The following is a 26012-nucleotide window of genomic DNA, read 5'->3' as shown; positions in this document are numbered from 1 at the left end:
GTTTGTAGACGTTTTTTAAGTTCTTCTTCGCTCTCTGCGATTTCAATCTTAAAAGGGCGGCTCATGGTTATTTTAATTTATCGAGTTTGTTTTCTCTATTATATGCACCTTCATATAAAATTGGTATTAGAAGAAAATAATATTAAGCGTACCTATCAAGAGATTGAGGAAAATCCTAGTCAAATTAAGATTCGCACATCTGTAATTAATTCAACGTGGTTAGAAATAGCGATCGCTGATAATGGAGTCGGTATTTCTAAAGAATTTCAGCAACGCATATTCGATCCTTTTTTCACCACCAAACCCATTGGCAAAGGCACCGGAATGGGTATGTCTATCAGCTACCAAATCATCACAGAAAAACATTGCGGCAAACTAGAGTGCTTCTCAACTTCTGGAAAAGGAACTGAGTTTATCATTCAGATTCCTCTCCAGCTAAACGTTAATCAAGTGGTTTAACACTAATTTGGAATCGCTAAGTCATCTACTGGTTATTACGGTAGACAAGCTTTTTGTTGAAATTTATTATACAGTACATAGAGAATGAGAAACAGTAGTTCTATTTGTTAAGGAACCTATGCAAATTAATCAGGTGATTGAAACCTACGATTGCGGGGCGGTAGATTATGACGCAATTATGAAGCGTTATTGGCACATTGAGCGCGAACCGCTAATTGCTTCTTTGCAGCTTCAGCCAGGACAAACTGTACTAGATGCTGCGGTAGGAACAGGTCTTAATCTTTCAGCTTACCCGGAAGGGGTAAATGTTGTGGGTATTGATTTTTCTGATAAGATGATGGATGAAGCACGTAAAAAGCGCGTATCCGCAAACATCACTTTCAAGCGATCGGATCTCTGCAACCTTGATTTTCCTGATAATAGCTTTGATGCAGCAGCGTCGGGATTTACCCTCTGTGTCGTTGAAGATCCAGTTCTTGCTCTTAAAGAAATCCTACGAGTTACTAAACCTGGTGCATTTATTGCCATTCTCGATTACTGCAAATCCCAAGATCCAGAGATTCAAAAATGGCAAGAGTTAATAGCTGATGGTGCTTCACAACTAGGCTTCCCGACTGGCAAAATCAAGTGGGATGCATTGATGGATTATGACGAATTGATTTACAACAGCAAGCTTCCGATTGAAGTGCTTGCAGACAATCGCACAGAAAGTCCAAATCCGTTTTTATGTGGTTGTCAATTACTGCTTAAAAACTTAAAAAGTTAAGGACAACACTATTGCAGTCTTGTAATTTTGTTTTGTAGTAAACCTTAAACTGTAGTGGCGTGGCAAGCTTAAAATAGTGTATTAGACGTAGATGTAGTAGCGCGGCAAGCTTAAAACATTGGATTTAAAAAACCTAGAATATCCAAAACAAAACTATTCTATGATTACTCAAACCAATAAATTTAAGCTTGTCGTACTAGTAGGTTGGGTGGAACAGAGCGCAACCCAACATATATCAGGATGTTGGGTTACGCAAAGCCTTCAACGCCACTTGCTACAACGCGGGTAACCCGCGCAACGCAGTGGCTCCCCAACCTACATTTTTTTTGCAACATTTTAGCCTTGCCACGCCACTACCTAATATTTACTTTATCAATAGACGGGGTTTTACAAGTGATTTTGAAACAGTTCTAGAACATGTTGCCAAGCATCAGGAGCAGCTTCAGGATTATAACTTGGGTGTTGTTCCATAAATGTTTAACTTTGTTTATAAACCATTTCCATTCTCAACTTCTCAACCTCTAATCTCAACTTGTCATTCTCCATCCTCAACTTTGCATTCTCCTCCCTAATCAACTCAACTTCATTCCTCTTACTCAAAGCTTGATTAATTGCCAACTTCCGCATATCTAGTGAAAACCAACGCTGATAAGTTTGGGTATGAACTTGCACACTATGCCCCAAATTATCCGCCGCCGCTTTAATTGGTATCCCCAAAATATGCGCTCGAATTGCCCAAGCATGACGTAAATCATAGGGCTTAAAATCTAATCCTATCTTACGAAACCACCAACTAATGCGTTGTGTTAATGCCGTTATCTCAGCATGATTTGTGTTATCTTTTTTTGCGATCGCACTCTCTAACATCTCTAAATATTTAGGATTTCTCAAATCAAAATCCTCAATCCATTGCCTATATAATGGTAATGCTTGTCTTTCCCCGGTCTTACAATCCTTATGAACTTTCCATGTCAAATCTGTATTTTCTGGACTCAACCACCAATCAATATCAGGATTAATAAAAAGTTCTCGTGGACGTAAACCAAAAACTGCTAACATTCCATACGTCCATCGCCAAAGTTGCCAACTATCTTGAACATTTTGATTAACTTGATTACCTCTATTATGTTGGTAATCTTCAAACTTGAGAATTCCATCATATATTTCCGCATTAGTCGGTATATTGCGGGAATTCTTCTCCGGCATTTTGGAATATTTAGATAAATCGATTTCGATTTTAAATGTCATGCAAAATGCCGATATCGCCCTAGCTGCATTATATTTAGCCCATTCTTTATCGATTTGTTCAATTGAACTTATCAGATTTTCAGCAGTTGCCAAATCTTTGGGATTCGTAAATCTCTTTGTTCGGGAAAAGTAATAAAAAAAAGTATGCTCACTTTTAGTAGTTCGTTTATGAGTTTTAAAATACTCATTCTCAAATTGTTCGAGTAATTCTTCTATAGTCTTAAATTCTTTTTTAATTGCCTCATTACCTAAATATTTATCATTCCATTCAAATGTTTTACGAGCGATTAACTTCCCTAGTTCATAGGCTTCTTCCTCAGCCGTTTTGAGTCCATCTAAGTTAGAGGGAATATTCAAACTGATATTGTATTGTTTTCTGCCAGTACCATTGCTATCTTTGTCTCCCGGTTTAATTGGTAACGTCGCCCGTAATTGCAGACTTCCATTCGATTCTCTAATTGTCACCTTTGCCTTTGCAGACTTCAAACGCAGATTAACTTTTTCTAATTCTAGTAGTACTTTCGTTCTCATGTGTTCTTTTTGCTGCTGTGCTTGCAGACTTGAGCCAAGAAAACTGCCATCGGTAGATGAAACAGGCTCTAAGTCTGCAAAAGCTTGTTGATACTTGTCTTGACCCTGATTATGCATCGCTGTGTTTTTAGCCTATATTTAGCCTAAAAATAAATGTGTTCTCAGCGAACAATGCTTATTGCTAACACTGCTTACTGCAAACATTAGGCTGCTTAGAGCTATTGAACCACAAAAAGGATTACTCCGGCCCTTATCACGGTTATGACGGCTTCGCCATCTTCGCACGTGACATGGACTTGGCACTCAACAGCCCAACCTGGGGATTAATTGGCGCTCCTTGGAATGAAAAAGCTCAGGCTAAGAAGGCTGAAGCTAAGTCTAAGGCTGCCGTTTAGGGAAATGGGAGAGTGAGATAAGTAAGGATAACCTGGGGCTAAAACCCCAGGGGGGAGTTGGGAATACAAAATTCAAAATTGAAAGATTAAAAATTTATTTTGATTTTTGCATTTTGAATTTTGAATCATATTCCCACTCCCTTGTACAGACACGTAGACGCTCGAAGAGCGGCTTCTCGCAGAGTATAATCGCGTCTCTATCCCACTCGCACCTCAATCAGTAAAAGAATTCAGTAAGCTTGGAGTCCAGAAGAAATGCCTCAGAATCCAGAAAAAATTCAAGATCACGTCGAGTTATTCCACCAGCCTGAGTACCAACAGCTATTTGAAAACAAAAAGCAGTTTGAAAACGGTCACGATCCCGAAGAAGTAAAACGGGTTTCAGAGTGGACAAAGGGTTGGGATTATCGTGAAAAGAACTTCGCTCGTGAAGCTTTAACCGTTAACCCTGCTAAAGGCTGCCAACCACTAGGAGCAATCTTTGCTGCTGTTGGTTTTGAAGGTACTCTACCTTTCGTTCAAGGTTCTCAAGGTTGCGTTGCTTACTTCCGCACCCACTTAACCCGTCACTACAAAGAACCATTCTCTGGTGTATCTTCTTCAATGACTGAAGATGCAGCCGTGTTTGGTGGTCTGCAAAACATGATCGACGGCTTGGCGAACTCTTACCAACTCTACAAGCCCAAGATGATTGCTGTCTGCACCACCTGTATGGCAGAAGTAATTGGTGATGACTTACAAGCCTTCATCAACAACGCTAAGAGTGCTGGTTCAGTTCCTCAAGATTTCCCAGTACCTTACGCTCACACCCCTAGCTTTGTCGGTTCCCACATCACTGGTTACGACAACATGATGAAGGGAATTCTTTCTAACTTGACCGCAGGTCATAAGAAAGAAACCAGCAATGGTAAAATCAACTTCATCCCAGGTTTTGACACCTACGTAGGCAACAACCGCGAAATCAAGCGGATTGCTTCTTTGTTCGGCTTTGACTACACAATTCTAGCCGACAACAGCGACTACCTCGATTCACCAAACACAGGTGAATTCGATATGTACCCAGGTGGTACAAAGTTAGAAGATGCAGCAGATTCAATCAACGCGAAAGCTACGATCGCACTGCAAGCACACTCTACACCCAAAACCCGCGAATACATCGAAAAAGAATGGAAGCAACCAACCTCAGTTTCCCGTCCTTGGGGCATTAAGGGTACTGATGAGTTCTTGATGAAACTCAGCGAATTGAGCGGTATCCCCATTCCCGAACAATTGGAAATTGAACGCGGTCAGGCAGTTGATGCCATGACTGACTCCCACTCATGGATTCACGGCAAGCGCTTCGCTATCTACGGCGAACCAGATTTAGTATACAGCGTAGTTGGCTTTATGCTAGAAATGGGTGCTGAACCTGTGCATATCTTGGTTCACAACAGCAACGAAGTATTTGAAGCAGAAATGAAAGAACTGCTTGCTTCTAGCCCCTTCGGTCAACATGCAACTGTTTGGCCTGGTAAGGACTTGTGGCACATGCGATCGCTGTTGTTCACCGAACCAGTAGACTTCTTAGTTGGTAACACATACGGTAAGTACCTGTGGCGCGACACCAAGATTCCCCTCGTGAGAATCGGCTACCCCATCATGGATCGCCACCACCTACACCGCTATGCCACCATTGGTTATCAAGGTGTGATCAACCTCCTCAACTGGACTGTAAACACCCTGTTTGAAGAAATCGATCGCAACACCAACATTCCTTCTAAGACAGATATTTCCTACGACTTGATTCGTTAGAAATTGCGTAGAAACACAACGTGTTAATTAAGGGCGGGGAATAATTCGTAATTCGTAATGACGCTCGGAGACTCGCTACCGCTTCGCTAACGTAATTCGTAATTATGGATTATTTCCCCCTTTTTCTTGATAGCATTTACCCAAGGAATTTATAAATGGAAACCATCAATCACACTCACGAACATACTCACACTCATCCTCATCCTAATTACCATCCACCTAACCAGAAAAAACGAGGGTGGTTCCACAATCTTCTTAATCCGTTGCGCCGTGTAGTGGATGGAATTCAGGTTAAAAATAATCGCTTCGCTCATCTAATTTGCCAAACAATTCCTTGTTGTTGTCCCTTTGAGCGACAAATTAAATTATTTGGGAAGACTATTGATATTCCACCACTATGTAAACTCAATCCTTTATATGACGAATTTGTAGGATTGCGTTTCCGCGCTCTATCTTACCTCGCCGATGTATGTGGAGAGGATGTCACAAGATACATTTGTTAGTCATAGTTCAGTAAGAGAAGAGAGGTAACCATTCTTCGACCTAAAGGTACGGAGCTTTGTCCCCCTCCCAACACTACTAACAATTGCTTGTTCACTTATGTTGTTTGCGGAACTTACAGGCGCGGTTACGTTTGACCAGAGGATGTACTCACCCCCACACCCCACGACTCAATTTGCGTGGATACGCGCTATCTCACTCGGTTACTACTTAAGCTTTGGAAACGAGTCAATTTCCTGCATTTAGTAATTTCACCGTATATTGATTTTACAGTAAAGCCGTCCTCCAAGGACGGGGTTTCTACCCAAATTTCTGATGAAAAGCACCCAAGGAAAAATCAACGAGCTGCTGACTGAGACAGGATGCGAACATAATCAGCATAAACAGGCGGAAAAGAAAAACAAATCATGCGCTCAACAGGCACAACCTGGCGCGGCTCAAGGGGGCTGTGCCTTTGATGGTGCAATGATTGCTCTAGTGCCGATCGCAGATGCTGCTCATTTAGTCCACGGGCCGATCGCCTGTGCTGGTAATTCCTGGGGCAGTCGTGGTAGTCTGTCGTCTGGCCCTCAACTCTACAAAATGGGCTTTACTACTGACTTGGGTGAAAATGATGTCATCTTCGGTGGCGAAAAGAAACTCTACAAAGCGATTCTGGAACTTCACGAGCGCTACCAACCAGCAGCAGTATTCGTCTACGCCACTTGCGTTACAGCCTTAATTGGCGATGATATCGATGCAGTCTGCAAAGCTGCGGCTGAGAAAATTGGTACTCCTGTTGTTCCCGTCATTGCCCCAGGATTCATTGGCAGTAAAAATCTCGGCAACCGTTTTGGTGGTGAATCTTTATTAGAATATGTTGTCGGAACAGCAGAACCGGAACATACAACGCCCTATGATATTAACTTAATCGGTGAATACAACATCGCCGGTGAAATGTGGGGAGTAACACCACTGTTAGAAAAATTAGGCATCCGTATTTTGTCTAAAATTACGGGCGATGCTCGCTACAATGAAATTCGCTACGCCCACCGCGCCAAGCTCAACGTCATGATCTGCTCACGAGCGCTGCTCAATATGGCGAGAAAGATGGAGGAGCGTTACAACATCCCTTACATTGAAGAGTCTTTCTACGGCATCGATGATATGAATCGCTGTCTGCGAAACATCGCTGCTAAATTAGGCGACGCTGATTTACAAGAGCGGACAGAAAAGCTAATTGCAGAAGAAACGGCTGCTTTAGATTTGGCATTAGCTCCTTATCGCGCTCGACTCAAAGGTAAGCGGGTTGTATTGTATACTGGTGGTGTCAAGAGTTGGTCGATTATCTCGGCTGCTAGAGACTTAGGCATTGAAGTTGTTGCTACCAGTACTCGCAAAAGTACTGAAGAAGATAAAGCCAAAATCAAGAAGTTGATTGGCAACGATGGCATCATGCTGGAGAAAGGCAACGCTCAAGAATTGCTACAACTGGTTAAAGACACTCGCGCAGATATGCTGATTGCTGGTGGACGTAACCAATACACAGCTTTGAAAGCTCGAATTCCTTTCCTTGATATCAACCAAGAACGCCACCATCCTTATGCAGGTTATGTGGGAATGATTGAAATGGCGCGGGAACTGTACGAAGCTTTGTATAGCCCGATTTGGGAACAAATACGCAAACCCGCTCCTTGGGAAGAAGAGGAGGAAGTTTAATGGCGATCGTTACCGCTTCTAACAAAGCACTGACAGTTAATCCCCTCAAGCAAAGTCAAGCTTTGGGCGCAACCTTAGCCTTTTTGGGATTGAAAGGGACAATGCCCTTATTCCACGGTTCTCAAGGTTGTACTGCTTTCGCCAAAGTTGTTTTAGTGCGGCATTTCCGGGAAGCGATTCCCCTAGCTACGACGGCGATGACGGAAGTCACTACAATCTTGGGTGGTGAAGAGAATGTGGAGCAAGCAATTCTGACTCTGGTGGAAAAAGCTAACCCGGAAATTATTGGTTTATGTACCACTGGGTTAACGGAAACTAGAGGAGATGACATCGAAGGTTTTCTTAAGGAAATCCGCGATCGCCATCCTGAATTGAATGATTTAGCGATCGTTTTTGCACCTACCCCAGATTTTAAAGGTGCGTTGCAAGATGGCTTTGCTGTCGCTGTCGAAAGCATAGTTAAGGAAATTCCTCGCGCGGGTGGACTCAGAACTGAACAAGTCACAATTTTGGCGGGTTCTGCCTTCACACCTGGAGATGTACAGGAAATCAAAGAGATAGTCACATCCTTTGGATTAGTGCCGATCTTTGTACCTGACCTTGGCGCTTCTCTAGATGGTCATTTAGAGGATAATTATAGTGCGGTTACAGTCAGTGGGACTACCTTAAAACAGCTACGAGAAGTAGGTAGTTCCGCTTTTACCCTGGCATTGGGTGAAAGTATGCGGGGGGCTGCCAAGATTCTCGAAGAACGCTTTGGCACACCTTACGAGGTGTTTGGCGAACTGACTGGATTAGAACCAGTAGATGAATTTATTCAAGCATTGGCGATTCTGAGCGGTAATAGCGTACCCGAAAAATACCGCCGCCAACGTCGTCAGTTGCAAGATGCGATGCTGGACACTCACTTTTACTTCGGTGCAAAACGAGTTTCCTTAGCACTGGAACCAGATTTGTTGTGGTCAACCGTGCATTTCCTGCAATCAATGGGAGCGCAGATTCATGCAGTGGTGACAACCACGCGATCGCACCTCTTAGAAAAACTCCCGGTTAAAAGCATTACCATCGGCGATTTAGAAGACTTTGAGAGTCTAGCAGGCGGTTCTGATTTGCTGATTGGTAACTCCAATGTGGGTGCGATCGCAAAACGCCTTTCGATTCCTCTTTATCGTTTAGGATTGCCCATTTATGACCGCTTAGGTAATGGTCAATTTACCAAAGTTGGCTATCGAGGCACGATGGAACTTTTGTTTGGCATCGGCAACCTGTTTTTAGAGGCAGAAGAAGCGAGAGTTAAGCAGTTCCAAGAGTTCGGAACTGTGAGCGCAGAGTTTTGAATTCACACTTGAAATTCAAAATAGTTCAGTTAAGAATTGATCCTCCCTAACCCTCCTTAAAAAGGAGGGAATAGAGCAAGTTTTAAATTAGCCCCCCTTTTTAAGGGGGGTTGGGGGGATCTTCCAAAGCTAAATATTACTAACTGAACCGTATTGCTTCAAAATTCAAAACTTCAGAGAGGAGAATTACAATGAAAATAGCCTTCACAACGAGTGACCGAGTTCATATTAATGCCCACTTCGGATGGGCAAAAATGATTGATGTTTACGAAATTACCGATGAGGGATATCACTTCGTAGAAACCCTCACCTTTGAAGGCGAACTCAAAGAAGACGGGAATGAAGACAAAATCACCCCAAAACTTGAAGCAATAGGTGACTGTACGATTGTTTACGTAACAGCAATTGGTGGTAGTGCTGCCGCTCGGTTAATCAAGAAAGGTGTCACCCCAGTGAAGGCGCGATCGGAAGAAGAAGAAATTAGTGAAGTCCTAAATAAGCTAGTGAAAACCCTCAAAGGTAATCCTCCACCTTGGTTGCGTAAAGCTTTGCAGCCAAAAACCACAAACTTTGCTGATGAAATCGAAGACGAAGCAACAGTATGACCGCAAATAATAGTGTGAACGGAACCGCTACAACTGAAGTCTTGAACTCACCTTTTCTGAAGGTATTAATTAAACAAATCCGTGGTCAAGACAGTTATGGAGTTTATCGTACTTGGTCGGATGAGTTGATTCTCAAACCTTTTATTGTTACCAAACAAAAGAAACGGGAAATCTCCGTTGAGGGCGAAGTTGACGCGGTAACTCAAGCCCGGATTATGGCATTTTTTCGAGCTGTAGCGGCTGGTATTGAACAAGAAACAGGTTTGATATCCCAGGTTGTAGTTGATTTGAGCCATGAAGGATTTGGCTGGGCGCTAGTTTTTTCTGGTCGTCTTTTGTTAACTGTGAAAACCCTGCGAGATGCTCATCGCTTTGGCTTTGACTCGCTAGAGAAATTAGCAGAAGAGGGAGAAAACTACGTCAAAAAAGGTCTTGATTTGGCGAAGCGCTTTCCTGAAGTTGGCAAAATTTAATTAGTCATTAGTCATTGGTCATTGGTCATTAGTAAAAGACAAATGACTAATGAAAAAGGACAAAGGACGAAGGAAAAATGACTATTGAGGAACTACAAGGGCAAATCAGACGGCTGAACAGCAAAGCAGGTCAAATGAAAATGGATCTGCATGATTTAGCTGAAGGGCTACCAACAGATTACAACCAACTTATGGATGTTGCCGCCGCAACTTATGAAATCTATCGCCAGTTAGATGAACTTAAGCAACATCTGAAACAATTGGAGAGTGCTAAATGACTGGAACTATTGATGAATTCAAGAAGCTCGTAGATGCAGAAGAATTTTTTCAATTCTTCAATATGTCCTACGACTTAGAAGTTGTGAATGTGCATCGTCTACATATTCTGAAAAAGTTTTCTCAACACATGCAGGAAATTGATGATAATTCTCCTGACTTGAGTCAAGAAGAGAAATTAAATCAATATTCTTTGGCTTTGCAAAAAGCTTATCAGTTATTTATCGAATCGACAGCTTACGAACAAAAGCTGTTCAAAGTGTTTAACGACAAGCCGAAAAATGTAGTCACACTGACAGAAATCACTTCTGATTAGGAGGTATAAATTGGTTAACCTAACGCCTACCGAATTAGAACGCTATCGTCGCCAAATGATGCTTCCAAATTTTGGCGAAACAGCACAGAAACGCCTAAAGTCAGCGACAGTTCTGGTGACAGGTGTGGGGGGATTAGGCGGTACGGCGGCGCTTTACCTAGCAGTAGCGGGCGTTGGGCGGCTAATCCTAGTCCGGGGTGGTGACTTGCGGCTAGATGATATGAATCGTCAGGTTCTCATGACTGATGATTGGGTAGGTAAGCCAAGGGTATTCAAAGCTAAAGAAACTCTGGATGCGATTAATCCTGATGTCCAAGTGGAAATTGTTCATGATTACATCACCCCGGAAAATGTAGATTCGTTAGTGCAATCTGCTGATATGGCTCTTGATTGCGCCCACAATTTTACAGAGCGCAATTTGTTAAATGAAGCCTGTGTGCGATCGCGTAAGCCAATGGTGGAAGCTGCAATGAATGGGATGGAGGCTTACCTGACGACGATTATCCCTGGTGTGACTCCTTGCTTGTCTTGTCTGTTTCCAGAAAAGCCTGAGTGGGATCAGCGCGGCTTTTCAGTTCTAGGCGCTGTTTCTGGAACCCTAGCTTGTTTAACAGCTTTGGAAGCTATCAAGCTGATCACCGGGTTTAGTCAGCCTCTATTATCGCAATTGCTGACAATCGACTTGAATCGGATGGAATTTGCTAAACGCCGTTCTCACCGCGATCGCTCTTGTCCAGTATGCGGTAATAGTGCGCCTTGGAGACACGCGCAATCCAATTCGATGGAACCCACAGCCACAGGTATTGCACAAAATAGTTAATTTTCGTCATTAGTCATTAGTCATTAGTGAATAACAAAGGACAACTGACAAATGACGAAGGACAACCCCACCTGAAATCAGAACAACTAATCGCTACAAATCAGGAGATTTAATGGCCGTTATTTTATCAGAAAAAGCAGAATTTCATCTGCGGGCATTCCTCAAAGGTTCCGCACCCGACGCTGATGGCGCAACTAAAGGTGTCCGCATCTCGGTAAAAGATGGTGGTTGCAGTGGCTACGAATATGCGATCGATATCACCAGCAAACCCCAACCAGATGATTTAGTAAGTCAGCAAGGCAAAGTACTGGTTTACGTTGATGCCAAAAGTGCGCCGTTATTAGACGGAGTTATCGTTGACTTCGTTGAGGGAGTGATGGAAAGCGGTTTTAAATTCATCAACCCCAATGCAACTGATACATGCGGTTGTGGAAAGTCCTTCAAAACAGACGATGGTACGCCTACTGGTGTACCTTGCAGCTAACATCATTCCGTTAGCACTAAGTCAGTTTTAGAAGCACTCCGCAGAATTTCAATGCTCTTGAGGTAGCTTCTAGTTCGCATTGCATCCCTTACTCCTATAGAGAAGCTGATTAAATCTAGCATCTCTCTAAGAAGAAAAGAAGCAAAAAGTAGGATAGGTTGCTCAAAAAATTCGGAAATTAAACCAACTGTATAACGTTTGAGGAGAATCTGAAAATGGCTTCCTACCAAGTTAGATTAATCAACAAAAAAGAAGACCTCGACGCCACAATTGAAGTTGATGAAGAGACTACCATCTTAGAAGCAGCAGAAGAAAATGGTATTGAATTGCCCTTTTCATGTCATGCAGGATCTTGCTCTAGCTGTGTAGGTAAGGTTGTTGAAGGTGAAGTTAATCAAGAAGATCAGAACTTCCTGGATGACGATCAGGTTTCTAAAGGATACGCTCTACTTTGTGTAACTTATCCTCGTTCTAATTGCACAATCAAAACACATCAAGAAGCGTATCTCGTATAAAGTATTACTTTGGTTGCTGTCTTTGGCAACCAAATAAAGCATGAAGGATGAAGGATGAAAATATACTTCCTTCTTTCCTTCCTTCACAATAATGCCTCATTTATAATCCAAATGTTTACCCCCTTTAGTGTAACTGGCTGTTCATTAGAATTATTGAGAACAGGAGAGCGAGGAATCGTCACTTTCTGTAAAAGTCAGGATGAAACAATCTTAAACAAACTGATATCAATAGGGGTAACACCAGGAAGCAATATTACTTTAGAACAAAACTTTCCATCATTCAGTTTTAAAATAGAAAACACATCTTTAGCGCTAGATACAGACATTATCAAAGCTATTTATGTTCGCATTATTGATAATTGAGTTAACATATATAATCATATTTTCTTGATCAAAAAATTTTGACTTTGTAATTAAGACTATACATAAAAATTACGAATGACCAATTAAATTGGCCTCACTCCTTTGCTATTTAATTGCAGGAGTGAGATTACTCAATTTATAAGTATGAATGCAATTTGATATTCAAGACAGAGCCGCTTGCAAAAAAAGGCAACTTGCTTATTTTTTAATCAACAGCAACTATCACATCTGATGATTTAATCACGGCATAAGCCTGCTTACCTTCTGTAAGTCCCAGCTTTTCCGCTGATGATTTTGTGATTATTGACACTAACTCTACTCCTGGTGCCACTTCTAAAGTTATCTCAGTATTTACTGTACCAGGCACAACTTTTTTTACGGTACCCTTGAGAGAATTACGAGCGCTAATTTCCATTTTTTGTCTGTATTTTACTTATTTTTACTTAAATAAACTAGCAAATTTTGCTTAAAAAAGGAAGATATTTGAGATTTCTTAAGAAGTCTCAGGGTGTAAAGTAATATTTTTGTTTTATTAAATACAAGATTTAATGGATACGTAATATCAAATTTTAGTAATACAATGCAATACAGTTCAGAATGAGCAACAGAAACCTCATGTAGAGACGCGAGTTATCGCGTCTTAAAATACCAATTATCTACACCGATAACCCTTAACCCAAGCGTATTGCAATACAATGGGCTTGAGCAAATTGTTAAAGCTAGACAAACTTCTGCAACAGTGCGCTAGTAAATATTTATACACAATTTATATACGTTACTATATTCTGAAATAGCATAGTAAAAAATACTGCATTTTAATTATATTTCAATATTTTTTATTAGATATATCTGGGGATCTTTATAAATGATTCATAATTCAAACTTATCACAGTGATAATATATAACTAAGCTAAATTGTTGCTAGTTAACTTAGTTTCCAACAACCTAAAGTTAACGAGTGAGGGCGGGGAGTAGAGAGAGACTTTTTGTTTTACCAAACTTTTGAATAAACAAAGTGGCTTTGGTAAACTACTAAACTTCAGCTAACCTTATAGCATTTTAAAATAATGGTGGGCATTACCCACCATTAAGTTTTCCAAGCAAATTTATGCTTAGAAGCTACTTAGAGTTATGGCATTTAAAGAATAATCATGAGCCAAGTAAGCAGTCAAGATTTGAGTGAAGCAACAGTCCAATGGTTAATAGCGAAAGGCTATACCCTTAGTAATTTAAATCAGCCAGGTGAAAATGGCGATACAGCTTTGATGAAAGCGACAATAGAGGGAGTTTATACAGTTGTCAAAGAACTAATTGATGCAGATGCGGATATCAATGCTCGAAATAGCGATCGCAACAATGCTTTGTGGTTTGCTTGTTTTGGTAATCACTACGATTTAATTAATTTACTGCTTGCTAGCAACATTAATATTGATAACCAAAACGATAATGGTGCAACTGTTTTAATGTATGCAGCATCAGCCGGGAAAACAGAAGTCGTCAAGTTACTTTTACAGCATCAGCCTAATTTGTATTTGAAAAATTTAGATGACTATAAAGCGATAGATTTTGCTAGCAACGTAGAAGTTTTAAGGATTCTGAAAAATGCCACAAAGTCAGATATCGGGCAAAACTTATCATGAAGCTACCAAGCATTCTTACTTATCGGTACAACTTGATCCAAATTATGTAGATGCTTCAACACAGCCATCTCCATTTAAAGTTTATCCAAAGTTTTATCGAAGAGTGAAATTAAATCTCAATAATCCTATTCACTCTTTTATCTCGTTAACCAGTGCGATAACACTAGAAAAAGTATATAAAGATGGCCCTTATAAACTGCGAGTGAATCCATCAGCAGGCGCTCTGTATCCTACGGAAGTTTACGTACAGGTTCGTGGAATTCAGGGAATGGTAGATGGTATATACCATCTAGAAGTTGAGAATAATTGTCTAACTCTCATCTATGAATTAATCGATGATGGGTTAGAGAATTATATTATACCGGGTAAAAGTATCAACGGATTCATCTTTTTAATTAGTTGTGTTTATTATAGGTCTAGCTGGAAATATCAAAATAGAAGCATAAGGTATTGCTTCTTAGATAGCGGACACCATTTAGGTGCAGTTGCAGCTTCAGCTTTTCTCCACAACCGAGATATACAACTAATTTTCGACTTTGATAAACTTGCTCTCAATTCAGATTTGGGATTTGAGAATAAAGAGTTTATTACTGCTTGTGCGATGTCAGGAGAAGTACAAGATAAAAAAATCAGACGATTAAGGCTGAAAGTTCCTTTTGTTTCTGGTACTGATTATTTTGAATCCAATCAATTTATTGAAGATGGCTATCAAGCAACTACTCTACAAAATAGCCGCCAGCAGCAATTAGAATATCCTCAATTTGACTTCGAGAAAGAGAAATTTTATCAAACTGTTTGGGCTAGACGTTCTATTAGACGTTTCCGGAAAGAGTTTATTTCTCAAGAAGATTATTTATATGTAGTGCAACAACTTCAGCAGTCAATACCGACAGAAAACTATGAGGAAATAGAAATTTACTCAGTCGTGCATCGAGTAGAGGGAATGACACCTGGGTTATATAAAGGTACGTATCTGGTTAAGACAGGTAATTTTAGTGAAAAGACAGGTTACTTATGTATTAATCAGGCTATTGCTAAAGATAGCGCTGTAACTTTATTTTTTGTGTCAGATTATTTAAACTATCAAACTGCTATGCAAATAGCTGGTTTTCTGGGACAGAGACTTTATTTAACTAGTAATTATTTGGGGATTCAGTGTAGTGGAATAGGTGCTTATTATGACGACGAAACCCAGGAATTATTAGAAACAAATAAAGATGTACTTTATGGAATGGTGATTGGAAGATAAGTAGGAAGCTAAAGAGAGATGGCTAGAAATATGTATTACTTTAATAGTGATGATTCGCATCCTATGCAACCGACATCAGCAGATATTATACTGCGGCAACAGCTAGAGGATTCTATTAGTAGATACTTTTATGAAGCGTGCGATCGCACCATTCAAAATCTTCTGTCTGATTGTCGGTGGTATGTCACAACCCACGCCAATGCTCTGACATTGGTAATTGAATGTCCCGATCAAGTTATTAATTGGCGTGTTTTACAAAAAATTGTGCCAATGGGGACATTACTCTACGGAATTGTTAACAGTGCTAAAATCCGTGTTTGTCCGCCAGAAAGTCAAGGCGTACCTTTTGAAATGAGGGTAGATGAACTTTCTGTTTATCGGGATTGGGCGTGATTCAATTTTGGATTTTGTATTAGTTAATATTCTGTTTGATAAGTGCAGCTACCTCTTCAAAAACTAAATCAGCAGAATGTTTAACAGCAGGACTTAACTCTAGTCCCAAATCAAGATTTGCCGCCTCAATTAAATAAACTGTGACATCTTCAGGAAAGTCATTTTGAAAGATTTTCCGTCCGGCGGCTAAAGCATTATCCCAACGAAAATCGTGCAAGTTATAACTAGGTTCTGGCAAAGCTTCCAGTTCTTTCCCTGGAACTTTAAACACAGCACCCGGCTCAGAGCCTGTTGAACTTGCATCAATAATTACTAATTGTTTACTACCTCTAGCTTGAAACATTACTTCCATCCCTGCGGTGCCACAGTCATATACTCGCACATGAGGATGAGGATTTTTAGCTAGATATTTTTGTAAGCGTTGGGCAATGATTACGCCTACTGCATCGTCATTGCGATTGAGATTGCCACAACCGATAATAGTGAGCATGGGATGAGATTTAATTGTTTAAGCAGGTGCAAATTCAGTTAAAGCGCGATCGCTGGGAGGATGAAAAGCTAACACAATATCACTTTGGGGAACCCCTGCGTTTAATAATTCGGTGGCAATACCTTCTTCAGTCCAGTCTTCTTCAATCCAAATTTTGTTATTTTTAATCCGAATATGTACAGTAATACCTTTAATTCGGCGATTTTTTTGCCAGCCAATCTGAAACCATAGATATTGATCGCGTTCATCATCGAGTGCTAAAAGGCTCTCTAATTCCTCATCAGGTGAGCTATTGCAGAGGCGGTCATATTCTATGAGAATATTTTTAATAATATTTCTATAGTGACTTAGTTTATCCATTGAACTATAACCTCACTTTCGACATCTACAACCATTAATAATAGTTGATTCTGCTGAACTACTAATGTAATTGCTTTTAGCTGGAAAAAATTTTCATAAGTGCTTTGCTTGATTGCTAAATAAAGTTGATATTGAGGTTCTGTAACCTTAATCAGATTACGATAAAGAATGTATTGACCTAGAGCATTTTCAAAGTCATTTATTGGCGATTTACCCAGGAAGCTTTTAATTTCAACAATAATTTTAGTTCCGTTGCGTTCAGCTGCAAGTGTTCTTTCAGCCGCTAGGTCAGCAAATAGCTTAGTATTCTCATACTTGATGATGTAAGGGTCATCTGTAATTATCCAACCGTCTTTGATGAGGGCTGCTTTTACAGCATTATGGTAGAAATCCCTAGCGGGCATAGAGTCACAAAATTATAGTAAGTATATTCTAGCAATACCACAGTAGGTATGTAGTTGTGAGATTGCTGGTGGAGCGATCGCAATTCAACAATTAACAGTAATTAAACTTTATAATACAGGCAATCAGTAGTGCCTAAAACAGAGGCTTTGACTAATAATACAGACAAAGCCTCTGAAAACCAGATTATTAGAAGGAAACTATAAAGCTACACCATGTTTCTTTGCAACTTCAGTTAGTTTCTCATACTGATCTTGTGATACTTTAGTTAATATCTCTTCAGCCTGTTCTTTAGTACTTCCCTCTTTAGGAATTAAATACTTGACATAAAGAGATACAAAATCAGCTGCGATCGCTAAACCAGATAAAGCGTGTTTGTCAGCTTCCTTGCCTGCGATCGCAGCTACCAAACCGGCTTTAATTGGGTCTGGTTTAACTTTCATAAACTGCTCGACAAGTTTAGGAACGTAGTCTTCTGGTGGCAAATTATCTAACTTACTTCTATCGGGAGTAAAGTTACATTCTGCGGATTTTGCCTGTTCTAAAACACACCATTCTATGTATTCTTGCAATGCTGCATCGGGAACGCGAGGGAGATAATTATGTAGCGCTAAATCAGACACAAGCTTACCGTGTAAATTGCTGTTTTATGCAAATGCATTAACGCAAGCCTAACGCACTGTTTCTATAAGTTTTAGTGTGGTACGCTACGAGTTTTGAATATCAGGCATTGGGAATAGTCCATTAGTTATCACCAGATTTTTACTAAGTTAAAAGAGTTGGTGGAGGGATATCCCCGACGGGCTACGCCTACGCATTTTTGGTGTTGTCTATTTGTGTAAATAAGGGCACACTATAAGATAAATATAAATATATGATTTGTTCATGAAACTTGCTTTTCACAAAGGGCAGCTAACCATCTGGAACGACGATCGCGGATTTGGTTTCATACAACCCAATGATGCTAGTCAAAAAGTCTTTCTACATATTACAGCATTGAAAGACGTTAACCGTCGTCCCCAAGTGGGTGATTTGATTTGTTATCAATTAACAGTTAGTAAAGATGGCAAGGTACGGGCTTGTAATGCTTTCATCGAAGAAGTTAAATCAAAATCCTTATCTTCTGCCGCACCAAATAAGTCTATATCCAGAACTGTAGAAAAATCTAGCTCATTAGCATTAAATACATTTCTTCTATCTTTACTACCCGGATTGGGTTCAATCCATCTTGCACTAACAACTGGCAATCCAATTCCGCTAATTCTTTATCCTGTCATGAGTTTCATTACTTTTAGCCTATATGCCGATGATAAGTCTCGCGCACAACAAGGACAATGGAGAAGGCAAGAAAATACTTTGCATCTGTGCGAATTTATGGGTGGTTGGTTAGGTGGATTTGTTGCTCAACAGAGGCTACGTCACAAAAGCAGCAAAGTTTCTTATCAAGTTGTATTTTGGGTAATAGCAATTCTTCACATTGTATTTTGGTTAGATTGGCTATTTTTTGGTAAGGTGTTGATAAATCTGTTTTTCAGTATTGCTTCTAGGGGTAAGTAAGTTTAGTCTGATTGTCATAGATCGCTCAGTTCGATGACCAATCCAGTAAGCTGTAAGTGAGCGTTGTCCATGATTATGATATGAAAACTTTTACTGCGATCGCTGAAATGGAAATGGAGTAAGTAGACTCACAATAGCTGCTTAGTAAACTATAAACTACAAAAATTTCGGTGCCTTACCCTATGACTAACGCACCTGATAATTAAATTAAGCGCGTAAGTCCTAGAGATATTGTGATAATAGTAAGTTAATGATGTTTTTACCAGAAGGTAAGGTGATTATGGCAATCACATTAGATAAAGCTGCATCTGGGAATATGACTCTTGAGGAGTTCTTTAATTATGACGATGGTACAGATGCAATGTATGAGTTTGAAGATGGAGAATTGCTTCTGATGACGGCCGAGAGTGAGATAAATCGACGAATTGCCATGTTTATCCTTGTTTGCTTTGTGCAACTGGGTATTCCTGCTTATCGGCTGTCGATGAAAACGGAAATTATAACTACTGGCTCACGGGTGCGCGTTCCTGATTTAGTGGTGTTTTCTGAGGAGTTGGCGACGGCGATGGAGGGGGCTAAACGATCTACGGTAATGCCAGAGATGCCACCGCCGTTATTAGTGGTTGAAGTGGTAAGTCCAAATCAGAGTAGTCGTGATTATCGCTATAAGCGATCTGAGTATGCAGCACGGGGTATTCTTGAGTATTGGATTGTTGATCCGATACAACAGCGAGTGACAGTTCTGGAATGGGTAGAGGGTTTTTATGAGGAGAAGGTGTATCTAGGAGATAGTGCGATCGCTTCGCTTGTATTTGCTGATCTAAAGTTGACTGCTGTTCAAGTTTTGCAGTGCCATTAACGACGACTAAATGAGTCTTGAACAGCTACAAGAACGGATGGATTGAAGAAACGGTGATAGAAAGCCAGAAGAATTTTGAGAATTAAGCAGTCCGAAAACGCGCTAACTCTTCACCAGTTTTCGCATCATGGGCGTGAACTGTACACACCAAACATGAATCAAACGATCGCGCCACATGACCAACTTCTACTGGATCGCTAGAATCGTAAATGGGTGTCCCAATTAACGCTTCTTCAATGGGGCCACGGATTCCTTCACCATCACGAGGGCCAATATTCCAAGTACCTGGGGCAATCACTTGGTAGTTCTTAATCTTACCGCCCTCTATTTCCACCCAGTGAGATAAGGAACCGCGTGCTGCTTCCGTTGCACCCCAACCGCGTCCATCTTTTTCTTTGGGTTTGATATACCAAGGATCGTTTAATTTGAATTCGCGCAAGCAGTGTTCAGCTTGACGATATAACTTGACAAGTTCGTGAACTCGTGCTAGCTGACGCACATGAATACTAGCACCACCCATTCGTTTGAAGACATCGAGGATGAAGGGGTCGTAGTGTTGCCAAGATTCGCCATGTTGACCACCAGCTACTAATTGCCGCGCTAAGGGGCCAGTTTCCAAGCGTCCGAAGTCTTTGTGAAGGACTGCACTCGACCAAGAGTAGGCGTTATCGAAGTCTTTGGTATTGATTGCAGTGGGTTTAGTGGTGCGATCGCTAGGGTGAATGTCTTCTGTCCCCTCATCGTACCAAGAGTGAGTTGTATTCTCACGGGTGAATGATTGATCCATCAAAACGTGAGTGTCTGCAAAGCTGTCGTACACTCCACTTTTCATAATCATCGCCGCATTTCGTCCTTCGATAGTCGGCTTTTGGTATTTATCTTCATGGGCTAAATATCCCCAAGTTACATATTTACCAACACCAGCGCCATATCTATCTAGACCAATATCTAAACCCATGCGCCAATAAAAACCTAAGTCGGAATCTCGATGATTTCGGTCTTCATCTAACCAATCTCTAAAGTCATCATAAGTCTGGATTTGTTCGTAGCGTTCTAATGAACAACCCAACCACACTGGTTCTAACCAATTGGTGCGGAAATATTCGAGAATTGCCCAAGCGCGGGTGATGTCTGTTAAAGTGGGGGCGCACATCACGCCACCGGGAACCATATAGCTAGAATGGGGCCATTGTCCGCCCAATAGTGCATAAATTTCTACGGGTTTAGCGGAAATTGTTATGCCTAGTTCGTAAGATTTGCCAGTGAAGGCGGCAAAGCGTCTCACAGCTTCGTCATAATAGCGACTATTGCGGTATTTTTTATTGGTTAAGTCAATGGCAAACAAACCATAAAAATAGCGGGGGATGCTTTGGATTGTCTCGACAATTTGACCGAGATTTCTCGCCAAAATTGCATTGCGAGGAACTTCTGTTTCCCAAGCTGTATCTAATGCCCAAGATGCACTAGTCAGGTGAGAACCGCCGCAAATTCCGCAAATGCGAGGTGTGACAATTAATCCGGCTTGGGGGTCTTTACCGCGTAGGATAACTTCAAATCCGCGAAAAAGTTCGGCATGTGTCCAAGCGTTGACTACTCTTCCATGTTCAATATCGACTCGGACATCTAAATCGCCTTCAACTCTACCTACGGGCGATATATCTAATGATTGAATTGTCATTTGTCATTTGTCCTTTGTCATTTGTTATTTGTCATTTGTTGTTCAATAAAAGGTTGTTTGAAAAATGGTGACTGAGGTATCCAAAATTTTAGATCCTCCTAAATCCTCCTTAAAAAGGAGGACTTTGAGAAGGTTATTCCCCCCTTTTTAAGGGGGGCTAGGGGGGATCTCGATACAAGCGTAGACTTTTCAAACATTCTCTAATGACTAATGACTAAACTGTAAAAAAGTCTTCTTCTGCCCAAGGTGGCGCTGCATCTTTTGCAACCATTGTGAGTAAGGCGTAGTCTTTTTTGTTCACCCCTGGCGGTAATTCTTTGGGAACTCCCATTACTGTTTGGGTTTTGAATACTGTTCCTGGTTTGAGGTCAAAGAAGGGAAATTCTGGTTCTGTGCAACCTAAGCAAGGCATTCCAGCGCGAGTTTTAGAAGAGACGCGGTTCCATAAGATGCGGTTGCAGGAAGAATGAGTCATGGGGCCGCGACAACCCAAGTCATAAAATAGGCAGCCTTTGCGCTGACCAAATTCGGCGGTTGAGGCTTTGTAGGCAAAGTGGATGTTGCGGGTACAACCTGTTTGGGTGTAGGTGTTGAAGAAAGTTTGGGGACGATTTAGTTCATCGAAAGCAATGTCTGCTATGCGTCCAGTAGCGATCGCAACTAATATCTGCGTAATCCAGTCGGGATGGGCGGGACATCCGGGAATATTAATTACAGGTAATCCGGCTTGAGACACAAAGTCTTTACCTAAAAAGCCGCCTTCTTGACGTTTGAGAAATTGCAAACCTTCTGATTCGCTGGGGTTGGGTGACATGGCGGGAATTCCTCCCCAGGTTGCACAGTCTCCTACAGCGACGATAAATTTAGCAACTTTGGCGAGGTCTGCTAACCAATCTTTCATGGCGCGATCGGCAAACCGATTCCATTCGCCAGTACCGTTGGGGGCGTTGACAACGCTGCCTTCAAATACCAAGATATCTAAAGGAATTGTGCCAGAAATGCAATTCCGTAGCAGTGTTTGCAAATCGTTGCCTAGTTCCAATCCCAAGGAAGGATGCCAAAGTATATTAATACCAAAGTCGGCAATTAAATCGCAGACTGTCGGTTCTTCAGCGTTGAGAAATGACATGGTGTTGCCTGAGCAAGCACCACCTTGTAGCCATAGTACGTTAGTCATGGGCTAGGTGTTTTTGTATTGTTTGCCATACGTGACTTAGTAAATAATGCTTGTAGAGTTTCACGTATTTATCAATATTTATTTATTTATATTAGTGGATTTTCTATTGAATTATCTTTTGTTAAATAAAAATTAATCATTGCTAAGAATTTAAATGCAATTGAGATCGCTTAAAAGTTGTATCAATAACAGACTTTCTCACAAAAACTTGAATAATAAACTGAACGTCTGATTTTTTACTGAAAGTTAGCTCTCTAAATTATTAAATAAATCGGTAATCTAGACACAACGAATTTTTACCAATCAGATAGGATTGCTATAGCGCTTCTCATGTGAATCAAATACACGGGTAGGGCACGGCATTGCCGTGCCCCTACTAGTATCTGTGGTTAATTATTTTTTCTGTATTATACGGAAACCGCTATATCTAAATAGGCTAATATTTTAAACGTGAAAGTATTGTGATTTAAAAGTAGGGGCACGGCAATGCCGTGCCCCTACTGCAAATTAAAATAATGAAATAGTGAAGAATTAGATTTTGATAACAAAGTTAGGTCTTAAATATATAAGATGTTATCAATTCAATATAGAATAACTGCGTTGTGTCAGGTCATGATACAGAACACCTTATCAAAATGTAAGGTGTTTAAAACTGACATTAATATTGGCAATTTCCCCCTAGAATTTTAGAAATAGAGTGTTTTATATTTTAGAGATTGGGAATTAAGGACTAGGTATTGGGGATTGGGTACTGGGAAAACTCTTCCCTAATCCCCAATCACTAGTCACTAATCCCTAGCCTCTCAGACAAAAGGGGAATTCCGCCTAAAGGACTCGAAGCCTGCGTAAATCGGTATGGCCCGTGATGAGATGCCCAAAAGTATCTCGTTCATTCATGGGTGTTGGACTCAATTCCCAATTGGCTAGAGTACGGCAGAGTTATGACCCCCAGCATTACAGATTCAGCAGTGAAGGCTGCGATCGCAGCTGTTGCATCGGAGTCAGCCTCAGCAGAGGAAAAAATCCAAATGCTGATTGAGATAGCACAGGGTTTTCAAAAAAAGCCCAAAGCTGCCCAAGACTTGCGGAATGCAGTTGGCTTATATTACCGGGCCTACGAGATGTGTGGTGAGGAGTATCCCCTACTGAAAGCCAGGGCCAAAGTAGGCATGGCGGGGACATTACAGGCAATACCGGATGCTGATTACCAACTGTTGATGCAAGCTAAAGTCGGTTATGAAGAGGCATTACCGATTTTACAACAATTAGCTTTGCCAGAAGAAGTGGCAGAAACGCAGATGAATTTTGGGCTGGTGTTGCAGTCGCTAGTGCCATTCAATTTGGCGCGGATAACCGACAGCATCCAGGCTTATCATGAGGCGTTGCGGGTGTTTACTTGGGAAGATTACCCCCAAGAATACGCGATTTTGTATAACAATATTGCGATCGCTTACCTTTCTATGCCCCTAGCATCGGAACGGGAATACTTGCGTCAAGGGTTAGCTGTGCAATCATTTGAGGTGGCGCTAAAGCATATTAATCTGATCGATCATCCCAGAGAATATGCGATGTTGCAAAACAATTTAGGTAACGCTTTGCAATATTTAGTGAGTTCCCATCCTGTGGAGAATAACTTGCGTGCGATCGCAGCTTATGATGAAGCGCTAAAAGTGCGTAACTCCAAAGACACACCCCTAGAGTACGCTAATACAATTTCTAACAAAGCCAACGCCCTCTTCAACTTACCAGATGACCAGGAAAAACCAGAAGCTGGTAATCCTAAAAATCTTTTGCAAGCGCAGAGTTACTATCAAGATGCTTTAGAAATATTTACGAAATATCAACAAATGGCACAAGTAGAGGTAGTAGCCCAAGCGCTAAAAGATGTAGAAGCAGAAATGAAGGGTTAGGAGTTATGGATCTCTAATTTTATTCTTCACTCTTGACTTTAGCAATCAGGAAAAAACAGCATGAGAGATATTTTTAACTCCCCAAATGTGATAAATTTTATCACAAGTTTAGCAGATGGTGATCTGAACATAGCAACAGAATTAGTGTGGCTAATCATAGCAGTAGTCTTGTCTATGGTCGGCGGTGCAATTGGTGGAATGCTGTTAGCTGGGAAAGATTTAGGCTATCAGTTTTCAGCAATGCTTGGTGCATTACTTGCCCCTGCGGGTGTAATTCCCGCCATCCTCTTAGGGCTTGCTGCTTTAAATTTATTGACAAATTATTAGGAGGAAAGATGTTAGAGATAGGATGGCTTTCTGCCAAGTTATTTTTTAAAGGAAAGCTAATACGCGAACCGATGTATTTTGCCAAGCAAACTACTATTGGTATTGCTGTGGGTTTCTTACTGCTAGTGTTACTCGCACAAGCCCCAATTCCCTTCTACTTACCAATAATATTATCTAGTTTAGTGACGGGCATGATTATGCCATTTCTCCTCAAGGATTTCAAAATGAAGTGAATTGTCATTAGTCATTAGCCGTTTGTGAGTTGTTTTTCCAATACCCATGCCCAACCTTGAAGAATTAGTTCGGGAAATTAACCGCTTTGAGGCAATTATATCCGAGTGGGATGAAAGCCAACGGTGTGTAGCAGTAGGTCTAAAAAGAGCAATTGAAGATTTGCATAAAGCTGCATTGACTAATTTGATTAAAAGCCTAAAACAAGAATCAATGTCAGCTTTGCGTCATGCTGTTGCTGATGAATTAGTGTATGCAGTTCTGCTTTATCACGAACTAGTTAAACCACCAAAAGCACCATTAACACAGCGCATTCAGACAGCCCTTGAAGAAGTACGCCCAGGTTTAAAAAGCCATAATGGGGATGTAGAACTAGTGGCAATTCAGCCACCAGATACAGTAGAAGTTAGATTAATAGGAACTTGCAGCAGTTGTCCAGCTTCTACTTTGACTTTATCTCAAGGAGTAGAACAGGCAATCAAAAATCATTGTCCCGAAATTAGCAAAGTGGTTGCGGTTAATTACAACCCTATTGTTAACAATGCAAATCCTGGTTTAATCAGTCCATTCTCTTCAAAAATAACTTCTACTTGGATCAAAGTAGCGACTATTGATCAAGTTCTTGAATTGAGTGTATTGGCAGTACAACTTGCTGGTACTTCACTCATTTTATATCGCCAAGATGTTGCAATAAAATGTTACCGTAATGCTTGCACGCATCTAGGATCTCCCTTAGAAAAGGGTAAAGTTGAAAATGGTATTATTACCTGTCCTTCCCACGGATTCCAGTACAGTTTAGAGACAGGTAAATGCTTAACTGCACCTGATGTTTCGCTTCAGTCGTATCTAGTAAAGATTAAGGGCGATAAGATTTTTGTGAAACTGCAAAAATGATGATGCTAAAGTAATATCTGGGCAAATATACTCGGCGACTAGGCAATTACAACAACTTTGCCTTTTCATTTCAGTAGTTCACGCATTGATTTTAGGGTTTTGTGCAATCAAAAAGACCGATTGCTTTATCAATATACCTGAATTGTTTCTCCTTTGTGTAATTCAGTTGTTCATTTTAGTGTTTTGAGAAAGCAAAATCACTGATTGCTTTCTCAAAAAGGCATATTGCTTTCTCAAAATGCCTGATTACTTTCTCATTTCGGTAGA

At 40.8% G+C, this 26012-nt stretch carries 31 protein-coding genes and 2 pseudogenes; 24 read left to right on the top strand and 9 right to left on the bottom strand.

What is annotated here, in order from left to right; translation table 11 throughout:
* Both H6G92_RS01765 and H6G92_RS01760 read left to right on the top strand, forming a co-directional pair.
* On the top strand, positions 1 to 459 hold a 459-nt coding region (locus H6G92_RS01765), incomplete at its 5' end, for a sensor histidine kinase (protein WP_242059025.1).
* Positions 460 to 577: 118 nt separating this feature from the next.
* Complete coding sequence (locus H6G92_RS01760) at positions 578 to 1225, top strand: class I SAM-dependent methyltransferase (RefSeq protein ID WP_190890081.1); 648 nt, start codon at positions 578 to 580, stop codon at positions 1223 to 1225.
* 387 nt (positions 1226 to 1612) lie between these two features.
* On the opposite strand, the pseudogene H6G92_RS40760 reads toward H6G92_RS01760, so the two are convergent.
* Positions 1613 to 1699 (bottom strand): annotated as a pseudogene (locus H6G92_RS40760) (dienelactone hydrolase family protein); the annotation flags it as partial.
* Between the two features lie 3 nt (positions 1700 to 1702).
* Positions 1703 to 3121, bottom strand: a complete 1419-nt coding sequence (locus H6G92_RS01755) for a site-specific integrase (RefSeq protein ID WP_190890080.1) — start codon at positions 3119 to 3121, stop codon at positions 1703 to 1705.
* A 110-nt stretch (positions 3122 to 3231) separates the two neighbouring features.
* On the opposite strand from H6G92_RS01755, the pseudogene H6G92_RS41015 reads away from it, so the two are divergent.
* The 13 genes and pseudogenes from H6G92_RS41015 to H6G92_RS01695 all read left to right on the top strand — a co-directional run.
* Positions 3232 to 3399 (top strand): annotated as a pseudogene (locus H6G92_RS41015) (nitrogenase molybdenum-iron protein alpha chain); the annotation flags it as partial.
* A 255-nt stretch (positions 3400 to 3654) separates the two neighbouring features.
* Positions 3655 to 5190 (top strand): nitrogenase molybdenum-iron protein subunit beta, encoded by a 1536-nt coding sequence (nifK, locus tag H6G92_RS01750; RefSeq protein WP_190890079.1) that lies wholly within the window; start codon positions 3655 to 3657, stop codon positions 5188 to 5190.
* Positions 5191 to 5345: 155 nt separating this feature from the next.
* Positions 5346 to 5693 (top strand): Mo-dependent nitrogenase C-terminal domain-containing protein, encoded by a 348-nt coding sequence (locus H6G92_RS01745; protein WP_190890078.1) that lies wholly within the window; start codon positions 5346 to 5348, stop codon positions 5691 to 5693.
* Positions 5694 to 6006: 313 nt separating this feature from the next.
* Positions 6007 to 7389 (top strand): nitrogenase iron-molybdenum cofactor biosynthesis protein NifE, encoded by a 1383-nt coding sequence (nifE, locus tag H6G92_RS01740; protein WP_114083659.1) that lies wholly within the window; start codon positions 6007 to 6009, stop codon positions 7387 to 7389.
* Positions 7389 to 8726, top strand: coding sequence for a nitrogenase iron-molybdenum cofactor biosynthesis protein NifN (gene nifN / locus H6G92_RS01735; protein ID WP_163926946.1), 1338 nt, complete (start codon positions 7389 to 7391; stop codon positions 8724 to 8726). The genes nifE and nifN overlap by 1 nt, the downstream gene beginning before the upstream one ends.
* 191 nt (positions 8727 to 8917) lie before the next feature.
* The gene (nifX, locus tag H6G92_RS01730) at positions 8918 to 9331 is read left to right on the top strand and encodes a nitrogen fixation protein NifX (protein ID WP_012407194.1); all 414 of its coding nucleotides are present in this window, start codon (positions 8918 to 8920) and stop codon (positions 9329 to 9331) included.
* Positions 9328 to 9804 carry a NifX-associated nitrogen fixation protein gene (locus H6G92_RS01725; protein ID WP_100900532.1) on the top strand — a complete coding sequence of 159 codons (477 nt, stop codon included), beginning with the start codon at positions 9328 to 9330 and terminating at the stop codon, positions 9802 to 9804. The genes nifX and H6G92_RS01725 overlap by 4 nt, the downstream gene beginning before the upstream one ends.
* A 77-nt stretch (positions 9805 to 9881) precedes the next feature.
* Positions 9882 to 10082 carry a CCE_0567 family metalloprotein gene (locus tag H6G92_RS01720; RefSeq protein ID WP_190890077.1) on the top strand — a complete coding sequence of 67 codons (201 nt, stop codon included), beginning with the start codon at positions 9882 to 9884 and terminating at the stop codon, positions 10080 to 10082.
* Positions 10079 to 10396: a nitrogenase-stabilizing/protective protein NifW gene (nifW, locus tag H6G92_RS01715; RefSeq protein WP_114083655.1), complete on the top strand. Its 318-nt coding sequence runs from the start codon at positions 10079 to 10081 to the stop codon at positions 10394 to 10396. The genes H6G92_RS01720 and nifW overlap by 4 nt, the downstream gene beginning before the upstream one ends.
* A 10-nt stretch (positions 10397 to 10406) precedes the next feature.
* A complete protein-coding gene (locus H6G92_RS01710) occupies positions 10407 to 11216 on the top strand; it encodes a HesA/MoeB/ThiF family protein (RefSeq protein ID WP_190890072.1) in 810 nt (269 codons plus the stop codon).
* A 112-nt stretch (positions 11217 to 11328) separates the two neighbouring features.
* Positions 11329 to 11700 (top strand): HesB/IscA family protein, encoded by a 372-nt coding sequence (locus H6G92_RS01705; RefSeq protein ID WP_190890070.1) that lies wholly within the window; start codon positions 11329 to 11331, stop codon positions 11698 to 11700.
* A 215-nt stretch (positions 11701 to 11915) separates the two neighbouring features.
* The gene (locus H6G92_RS01700) at positions 11916 to 12215 is read left to right on the top strand and encodes a 2Fe-2S iron-sulfur cluster-binding protein (protein WP_190890068.1); all 300 of its coding nucleotides are present in this window, start codon (positions 11916 to 11918) and stop codon (positions 12213 to 12215) included.
* Positions 12216 to 12326: 111 nt separating this feature from the next.
* Positions 12327 to 12578: a FeoA family protein gene (locus H6G92_RS01695; RefSeq protein WP_190890128.1), complete on the top strand. Its 252-nt coding sequence runs from the start codon at positions 12327 to 12329 to the stop codon at positions 12576 to 12578.
* A gap of 205 nt (positions 12579 to 12783) precedes the next feature.
* On the opposite strand, the gene H6G92_RS01690 is transcribed toward H6G92_RS01695, so the two are convergent.
* Positions 12784 to 12993 (bottom strand): TOBE domain-containing protein, encoded by a 210-nt coding sequence (locus tag H6G92_RS01690; protein WP_190890066.1) that lies wholly within the window; start codon positions 12991 to 12993, stop codon positions 12784 to 12786.
* A 736-nt stretch (positions 12994 to 13729) separates the two neighbouring features.
* Between H6G92_RS01690 and H6G92_RS01685 the strand changes: the two genes are divergently transcribed.
* The 3 genes from H6G92_RS01685 to H6G92_RS01675 are packed head-to-tail and all read left to right on the top strand — an operon-like array spanning position 13730 to position 15860.
* Positions 13730 to 14218, top strand: coding sequence for an ankyrin repeat domain-containing protein (locus H6G92_RS01685; RefSeq protein WP_190890064.1), 489 nt, complete (start codon positions 13730 to 13732; stop codon positions 14216 to 14218).
* Positions 14181 to 15467 (top strand): SagB/ThcOx family dehydrogenase, encoded by a 1287-nt coding sequence (locus H6G92_RS01680; protein ID WP_190890062.1) that lies wholly within the window; start codon positions 14181 to 14183, stop codon positions 15465 to 15467. Before H6G92_RS01685 ends, H6G92_RS01680 begins: the two co-directional genes overlap by 38 nt.
* An 18-nt stretch (positions 15468 to 15485) precedes the next feature.
* Complete coding sequence (locus H6G92_RS01675) at positions 15486 to 15860, top strand: hypothetical protein (RefSeq protein ID WP_190890060.1); 375 nt, start codon at positions 15486 to 15488, stop codon at positions 15858 to 15860.
* Between the two features lie 19 nt (positions 15861 to 15879).
* Here the strand turns inward: H6G92_RS01675 and H6G92_RS01670 are convergent, their stop codons facing one another.
* From H6G92_RS01670 to H6G92_RS01655, 4 genes are all read right to left on the bottom strand, one after another.
* Entirely contained in the window at positions 15880 to 16350 is a 471-nt protein-coding gene (locus H6G92_RS01670) for a hydrogenase maturation protease (protein WP_190890058.1), read from the bottom strand.
* An 18-nt stretch (positions 16351 to 16368) separates the two neighbouring features.
* Positions 16369 to 16710: a XisI protein gene (locus tag H6G92_RS01665; protein ID WP_190890056.1), complete on the bottom strand. Its 342-nt coding sequence runs from the start codon at positions 16708 to 16710 to the stop codon at positions 16369 to 16371.
* Positions 16698 to 17114 carry a XisH family protein gene (locus H6G92_RS01660; protein ID WP_190890054.1) on the bottom strand — a complete coding sequence of 139 codons (417 nt, stop codon included), beginning with the start codon at positions 17112 to 17114 and terminating at the stop codon, positions 16698 to 16700. The genes H6G92_RS01665 and H6G92_RS01660 overlap by 13 nt, the downstream gene beginning before the upstream one ends.
* A 198-nt stretch (positions 17115 to 17312) precedes the next feature.
* Complete coding sequence (locus H6G92_RS01655) at positions 17313 to 17735, bottom strand: hypothetical protein (protein WP_190890052.1); 423 nt, start codon at positions 17733 to 17735, stop codon at positions 17313 to 17315.
* A gap of 262 nt (positions 17736 to 17997) precedes the next feature.
* Here H6G92_RS01655 and H6G92_RS01650 point away from each other — a divergent pair, with 262 nt between their 5' ends.
* Together H6G92_RS01650 and H6G92_RS01645 are read left to right on the top strand one after the other, a co-directional pair.
* Positions 17998 to 18669: a DUF1294 domain-containing protein gene (locus H6G92_RS01650; protein ID WP_190890050.1), complete on the top strand. Its 672-nt coding sequence runs from the start codon at positions 17998 to 18000 to the stop codon at positions 18667 to 18669.
* A gap of 250 nt (positions 18670 to 18919) precedes the next feature.
* Positions 18920 to 19528, top strand: coding sequence for a Uma2 family endonuclease (locus H6G92_RS01645; RefSeq protein WP_390625522.1), 609 nt, complete (start codon positions 18920 to 18922; stop codon positions 19526 to 19528).
* A gap of 82 nt (positions 19529 to 19610) precedes the next feature.
* Here H6G92_RS01645 and H6G92_RS01640 read toward each other — a convergent pair whose 3' ends face one another.
* Together H6G92_RS01640 and H6G92_RS01635 are read right to left on the bottom strand one after the other, a co-directional pair.
* Positions 19611 to 21206: a nickel-dependent hydrogenase large subunit gene (locus H6G92_RS01640; RefSeq protein ID WP_190890045.1), complete on the bottom strand. Its 1596-nt coding sequence runs from the start codon at positions 21204 to 21206 to the stop codon at positions 19611 to 19613.
* Positions 21207 to 21420: 214 nt separating this feature from the next.
* Positions 21421 to 22383: a hydrogenase small subunit gene (locus H6G92_RS01635; RefSeq protein ID WP_114083637.1), complete on the bottom strand. Its 963-nt coding sequence runs from the start codon at positions 22381 to 22383 to the stop codon at positions 21421 to 21423.
* Positions 22384 to 23324: 941 nt separating this feature from the next.
* Here H6G92_RS01635 and H6G92_RS01630 point away from each other — a divergent pair.
* Genes H6G92_RS01630 through H6G92_RS01615 form a run of 4 tightly spaced genes read left to right on the top strand, consistent with a single transcriptional unit; the run spans position 23325 to position 25745 of the window.
* The gene (locus H6G92_RS01630) at positions 23325 to 24293 is read left to right on the top strand and encodes a hypothetical protein (protein ID WP_190890043.1); all 969 of its coding nucleotides are present in this window, start codon (positions 23325 to 23327) and stop codon (positions 24291 to 24293) included.
* 60 nt (positions 24294 to 24353) lie between these two features.
* On the top strand, positions 24354 to 24620 hold the full coding sequence (locus tag H6G92_RS01625; RefSeq protein ID WP_190890041.1) for a hypothetical protein: 267 nt from the start codon (positions 24354 to 24356) through the stop codon (positions 24618 to 24620).
* An 8-nt stretch (positions 24621 to 24628) separates the two neighbouring features.
* Positions 24629 to 24853, top strand: coding sequence for a hypothetical protein (locus tag H6G92_RS01620; RefSeq protein WP_190890039.1), 225 nt, complete (start codon positions 24629 to 24631; stop codon positions 24851 to 24853).
* Positions 24854 to 24899: 46 nt separating this feature from the next.
* On the top strand, positions 24900 to 25745 hold the full coding sequence (locus H6G92_RS01615) for a NifU family protein (RefSeq protein WP_190890038.1): 846 nt from the start codon (positions 24900 to 24902) through the stop codon (positions 25743 to 25745).
* The last annotated feature ends 267 nt before the right edge of the window (positions 25746 to 26012 follow it).

This window comes from Nostoc foliaceum FACHB-393, assembly GCF_014698505.1.
GTDB classification, from domain to species: Bacteria; Cyanobacteriota; Cyanobacteriia; order Cyanobacteriales; family Nostocaceae; genus Nostoc; species Nostoc foliaceum_A.
The sequence above is the reverse complement of the archived record's forward strand: the minus strand, read 5'-3'. Positions and strand labels throughout refer to the sequence as shown.

Excerpts from the sequence above, each read along its gene's own strand:
- H6G92_RS01760 (WP_190890081.1), top strand. The coding sequence starts at position 578 with ATGCAAATTAATCAGGTGATTGAAACCTACGATTGCGGGGCGGTAGAT.
- H6G92_RS01755 (WP_190890080.1), bottom strand. The coding sequence starts at position 3,121 with ATGCATAATCAGGGTCAAGACAAGTATCAACAAGCTTTTGCAGACTTA.
- nifK (WP_190890079.1), top strand. The coding sequence starts at position 3,655 with ATGCCTCAGAATCCAGAAAAAATTCAAGATCACGTCGAGTTATTCCAC.
- H6G92_RS01745 (WP_190890078.1), top strand. The coding sequence starts at position 5,346 with ATGGAAACCATCAATCACACTCACGAACATACTCACACTCATCCTCAT.
- nifE (WP_114083659.1), top strand. The coding sequence starts at position 6,007 with ATGAAAAGCACCCAAGGAAAAATCAACGAGCTGCTGACTGAGACAGGA.
- nifN (WP_163926946.1), top strand. The coding sequence starts at position 7,389 with ATGGCGATCGTTACCGCTTCTAACAAAGCACTGACAGTTAATCCCCTC.
- nifX (WP_012407194.1), top strand. The coding sequence starts at position 8,918 with ATGAAAATAGCCTTCACAACGAGTGACCGAGTTCATATTAATGCCCAC.
- H6G92_RS01725 (WP_100900532.1), top strand. The coding sequence starts at position 9,328 with ATGACCGCAAATAATAGTGTGAACGGAACCGCTACAACTGAAGTCTTG.
- H6G92_RS01720 (WP_190890077.1), top strand. The coding sequence starts at position 9,882 with ATGACTATTGAGGAACTACAAGGGCAAATCAGACGGCTGAACAGCAAA.
- nifW (WP_114083655.1), top strand. The coding sequence starts at position 10,079 with ATGACTGGAACTATTGATGAATTCAAGAAGCTCGTAGATGCAGAAGAA.
- H6G92_RS01705 (WP_190890070.1), top strand. The coding sequence starts at position 11,329 with ATGGCCGTTATTTTATCAGAAAAAGCAGAATTTCATCTGCGGGCATTC.
- H6G92_RS01700 (WP_190890068.1), top strand. The coding sequence starts at position 11,916 with ATGGCTTCCTACCAAGTTAGATTAATCAACAAAAAAGAAGACCTCGAC.
- H6G92_RS01695 (WP_190890128.1), top strand. The coding sequence starts at position 12,327 with ATGTTTACCCCCTTTAGTGTAACTGGCTGTTCATTAGAATTATTGAGA.
- H6G92_RS01690 (WP_190890066.1), bottom strand. The coding sequence starts at position 12,993 with ATGGAAATTAGCGCTCGTAATTCTCTCAAGGGTACCGTAAAAAAAGTT.
- H6G92_RS01685 (WP_190890064.1), top strand. The coding sequence starts at position 13,730 with ATGAGCCAAGTAAGCAGTCAAGATTTGAGTGAAGCAACAGTCCAATGG.
- H6G92_RS01680 (WP_190890062.1), top strand. The coding sequence starts at position 14,181 with ATGCCACAAAGTCAGATATCGGGCAAAACTTATCATGAAGCTACCAAG.
- H6G92_RS01675 (WP_190890060.1), top strand. The coding sequence starts at position 15,486 with ATGGCTAGAAATATGTATTACTTTAATAGTGATGATTCGCATCCTATG.
- H6G92_RS01670 (WP_190890058.1), bottom strand. The coding sequence starts at position 16,350 with ATGCTCACTATTATCGGTTGTGGCAATCTCAATCGCAATGACGATGCA.
- H6G92_RS01665 (WP_190890056.1), bottom strand. The coding sequence starts at position 16,710 with ATGGATAAACTAAGTCACTATAGAAATATTATTAAAAATATTCTCATA.
- H6G92_RS01660 (WP_190890054.1), bottom strand. The coding sequence starts at position 17,114 with ATGCCCGCTAGGGATTTCTACCATAATGCTGTAAAAGCAGCCCTCATC.
- H6G92_RS01650 (WP_190890050.1), top strand. The coding sequence starts at position 17,998 with ATGAAACTTGCTTTTCACAAAGGGCAGCTAACCATCTGGAACGACGAT.
- H6G92_RS01645 (WP_390625522.1), top strand. The coding sequence starts at position 18,920 with ATGATGTTTTTACCAGAAGGTAAGGTGATTATGGCAATCACATTAGAT.
- H6G92_RS01640 (WP_190890045.1), bottom strand. The coding sequence starts at position 21,206 with ATGACAATTCAATCATTAGATATATCGCCCGTAGGTAGAGTTGAAGGC.
- H6G92_RS01635 (WP_114083637.1), bottom strand. The coding sequence starts at position 22,383 with ATGACTAACGTACTATGGCTACAAGGTGGTGCTTGCTCAGGCAACACC.
- H6G92_RS01630 (WP_190890043.1), top strand. The coding sequence starts at position 23,325 with ATGACCCCCAGCATTACAGATTCAGCAGTGAAGGCTGCGATCGCAGCT.
- H6G92_RS01625 (WP_190890041.1), top strand. The coding sequence starts at position 24,354 with ATGAGAGATATTTTTAACTCCCCAAATGTGATAAATTTTATCACAAGT.
- H6G92_RS01620 (WP_190890039.1), top strand. The coding sequence starts at position 24,629 with ATGTTAGAGATAGGATGGCTTTCTGCCAAGTTATTTTTTAAAGGAAAG.
- H6G92_RS01615 (WP_190890038.1), top strand. The coding sequence starts at position 24,900 with ATGCCCAACCTTGAAGAATTAGTTCGGGAAATTAACCGCTTTGAGGCA.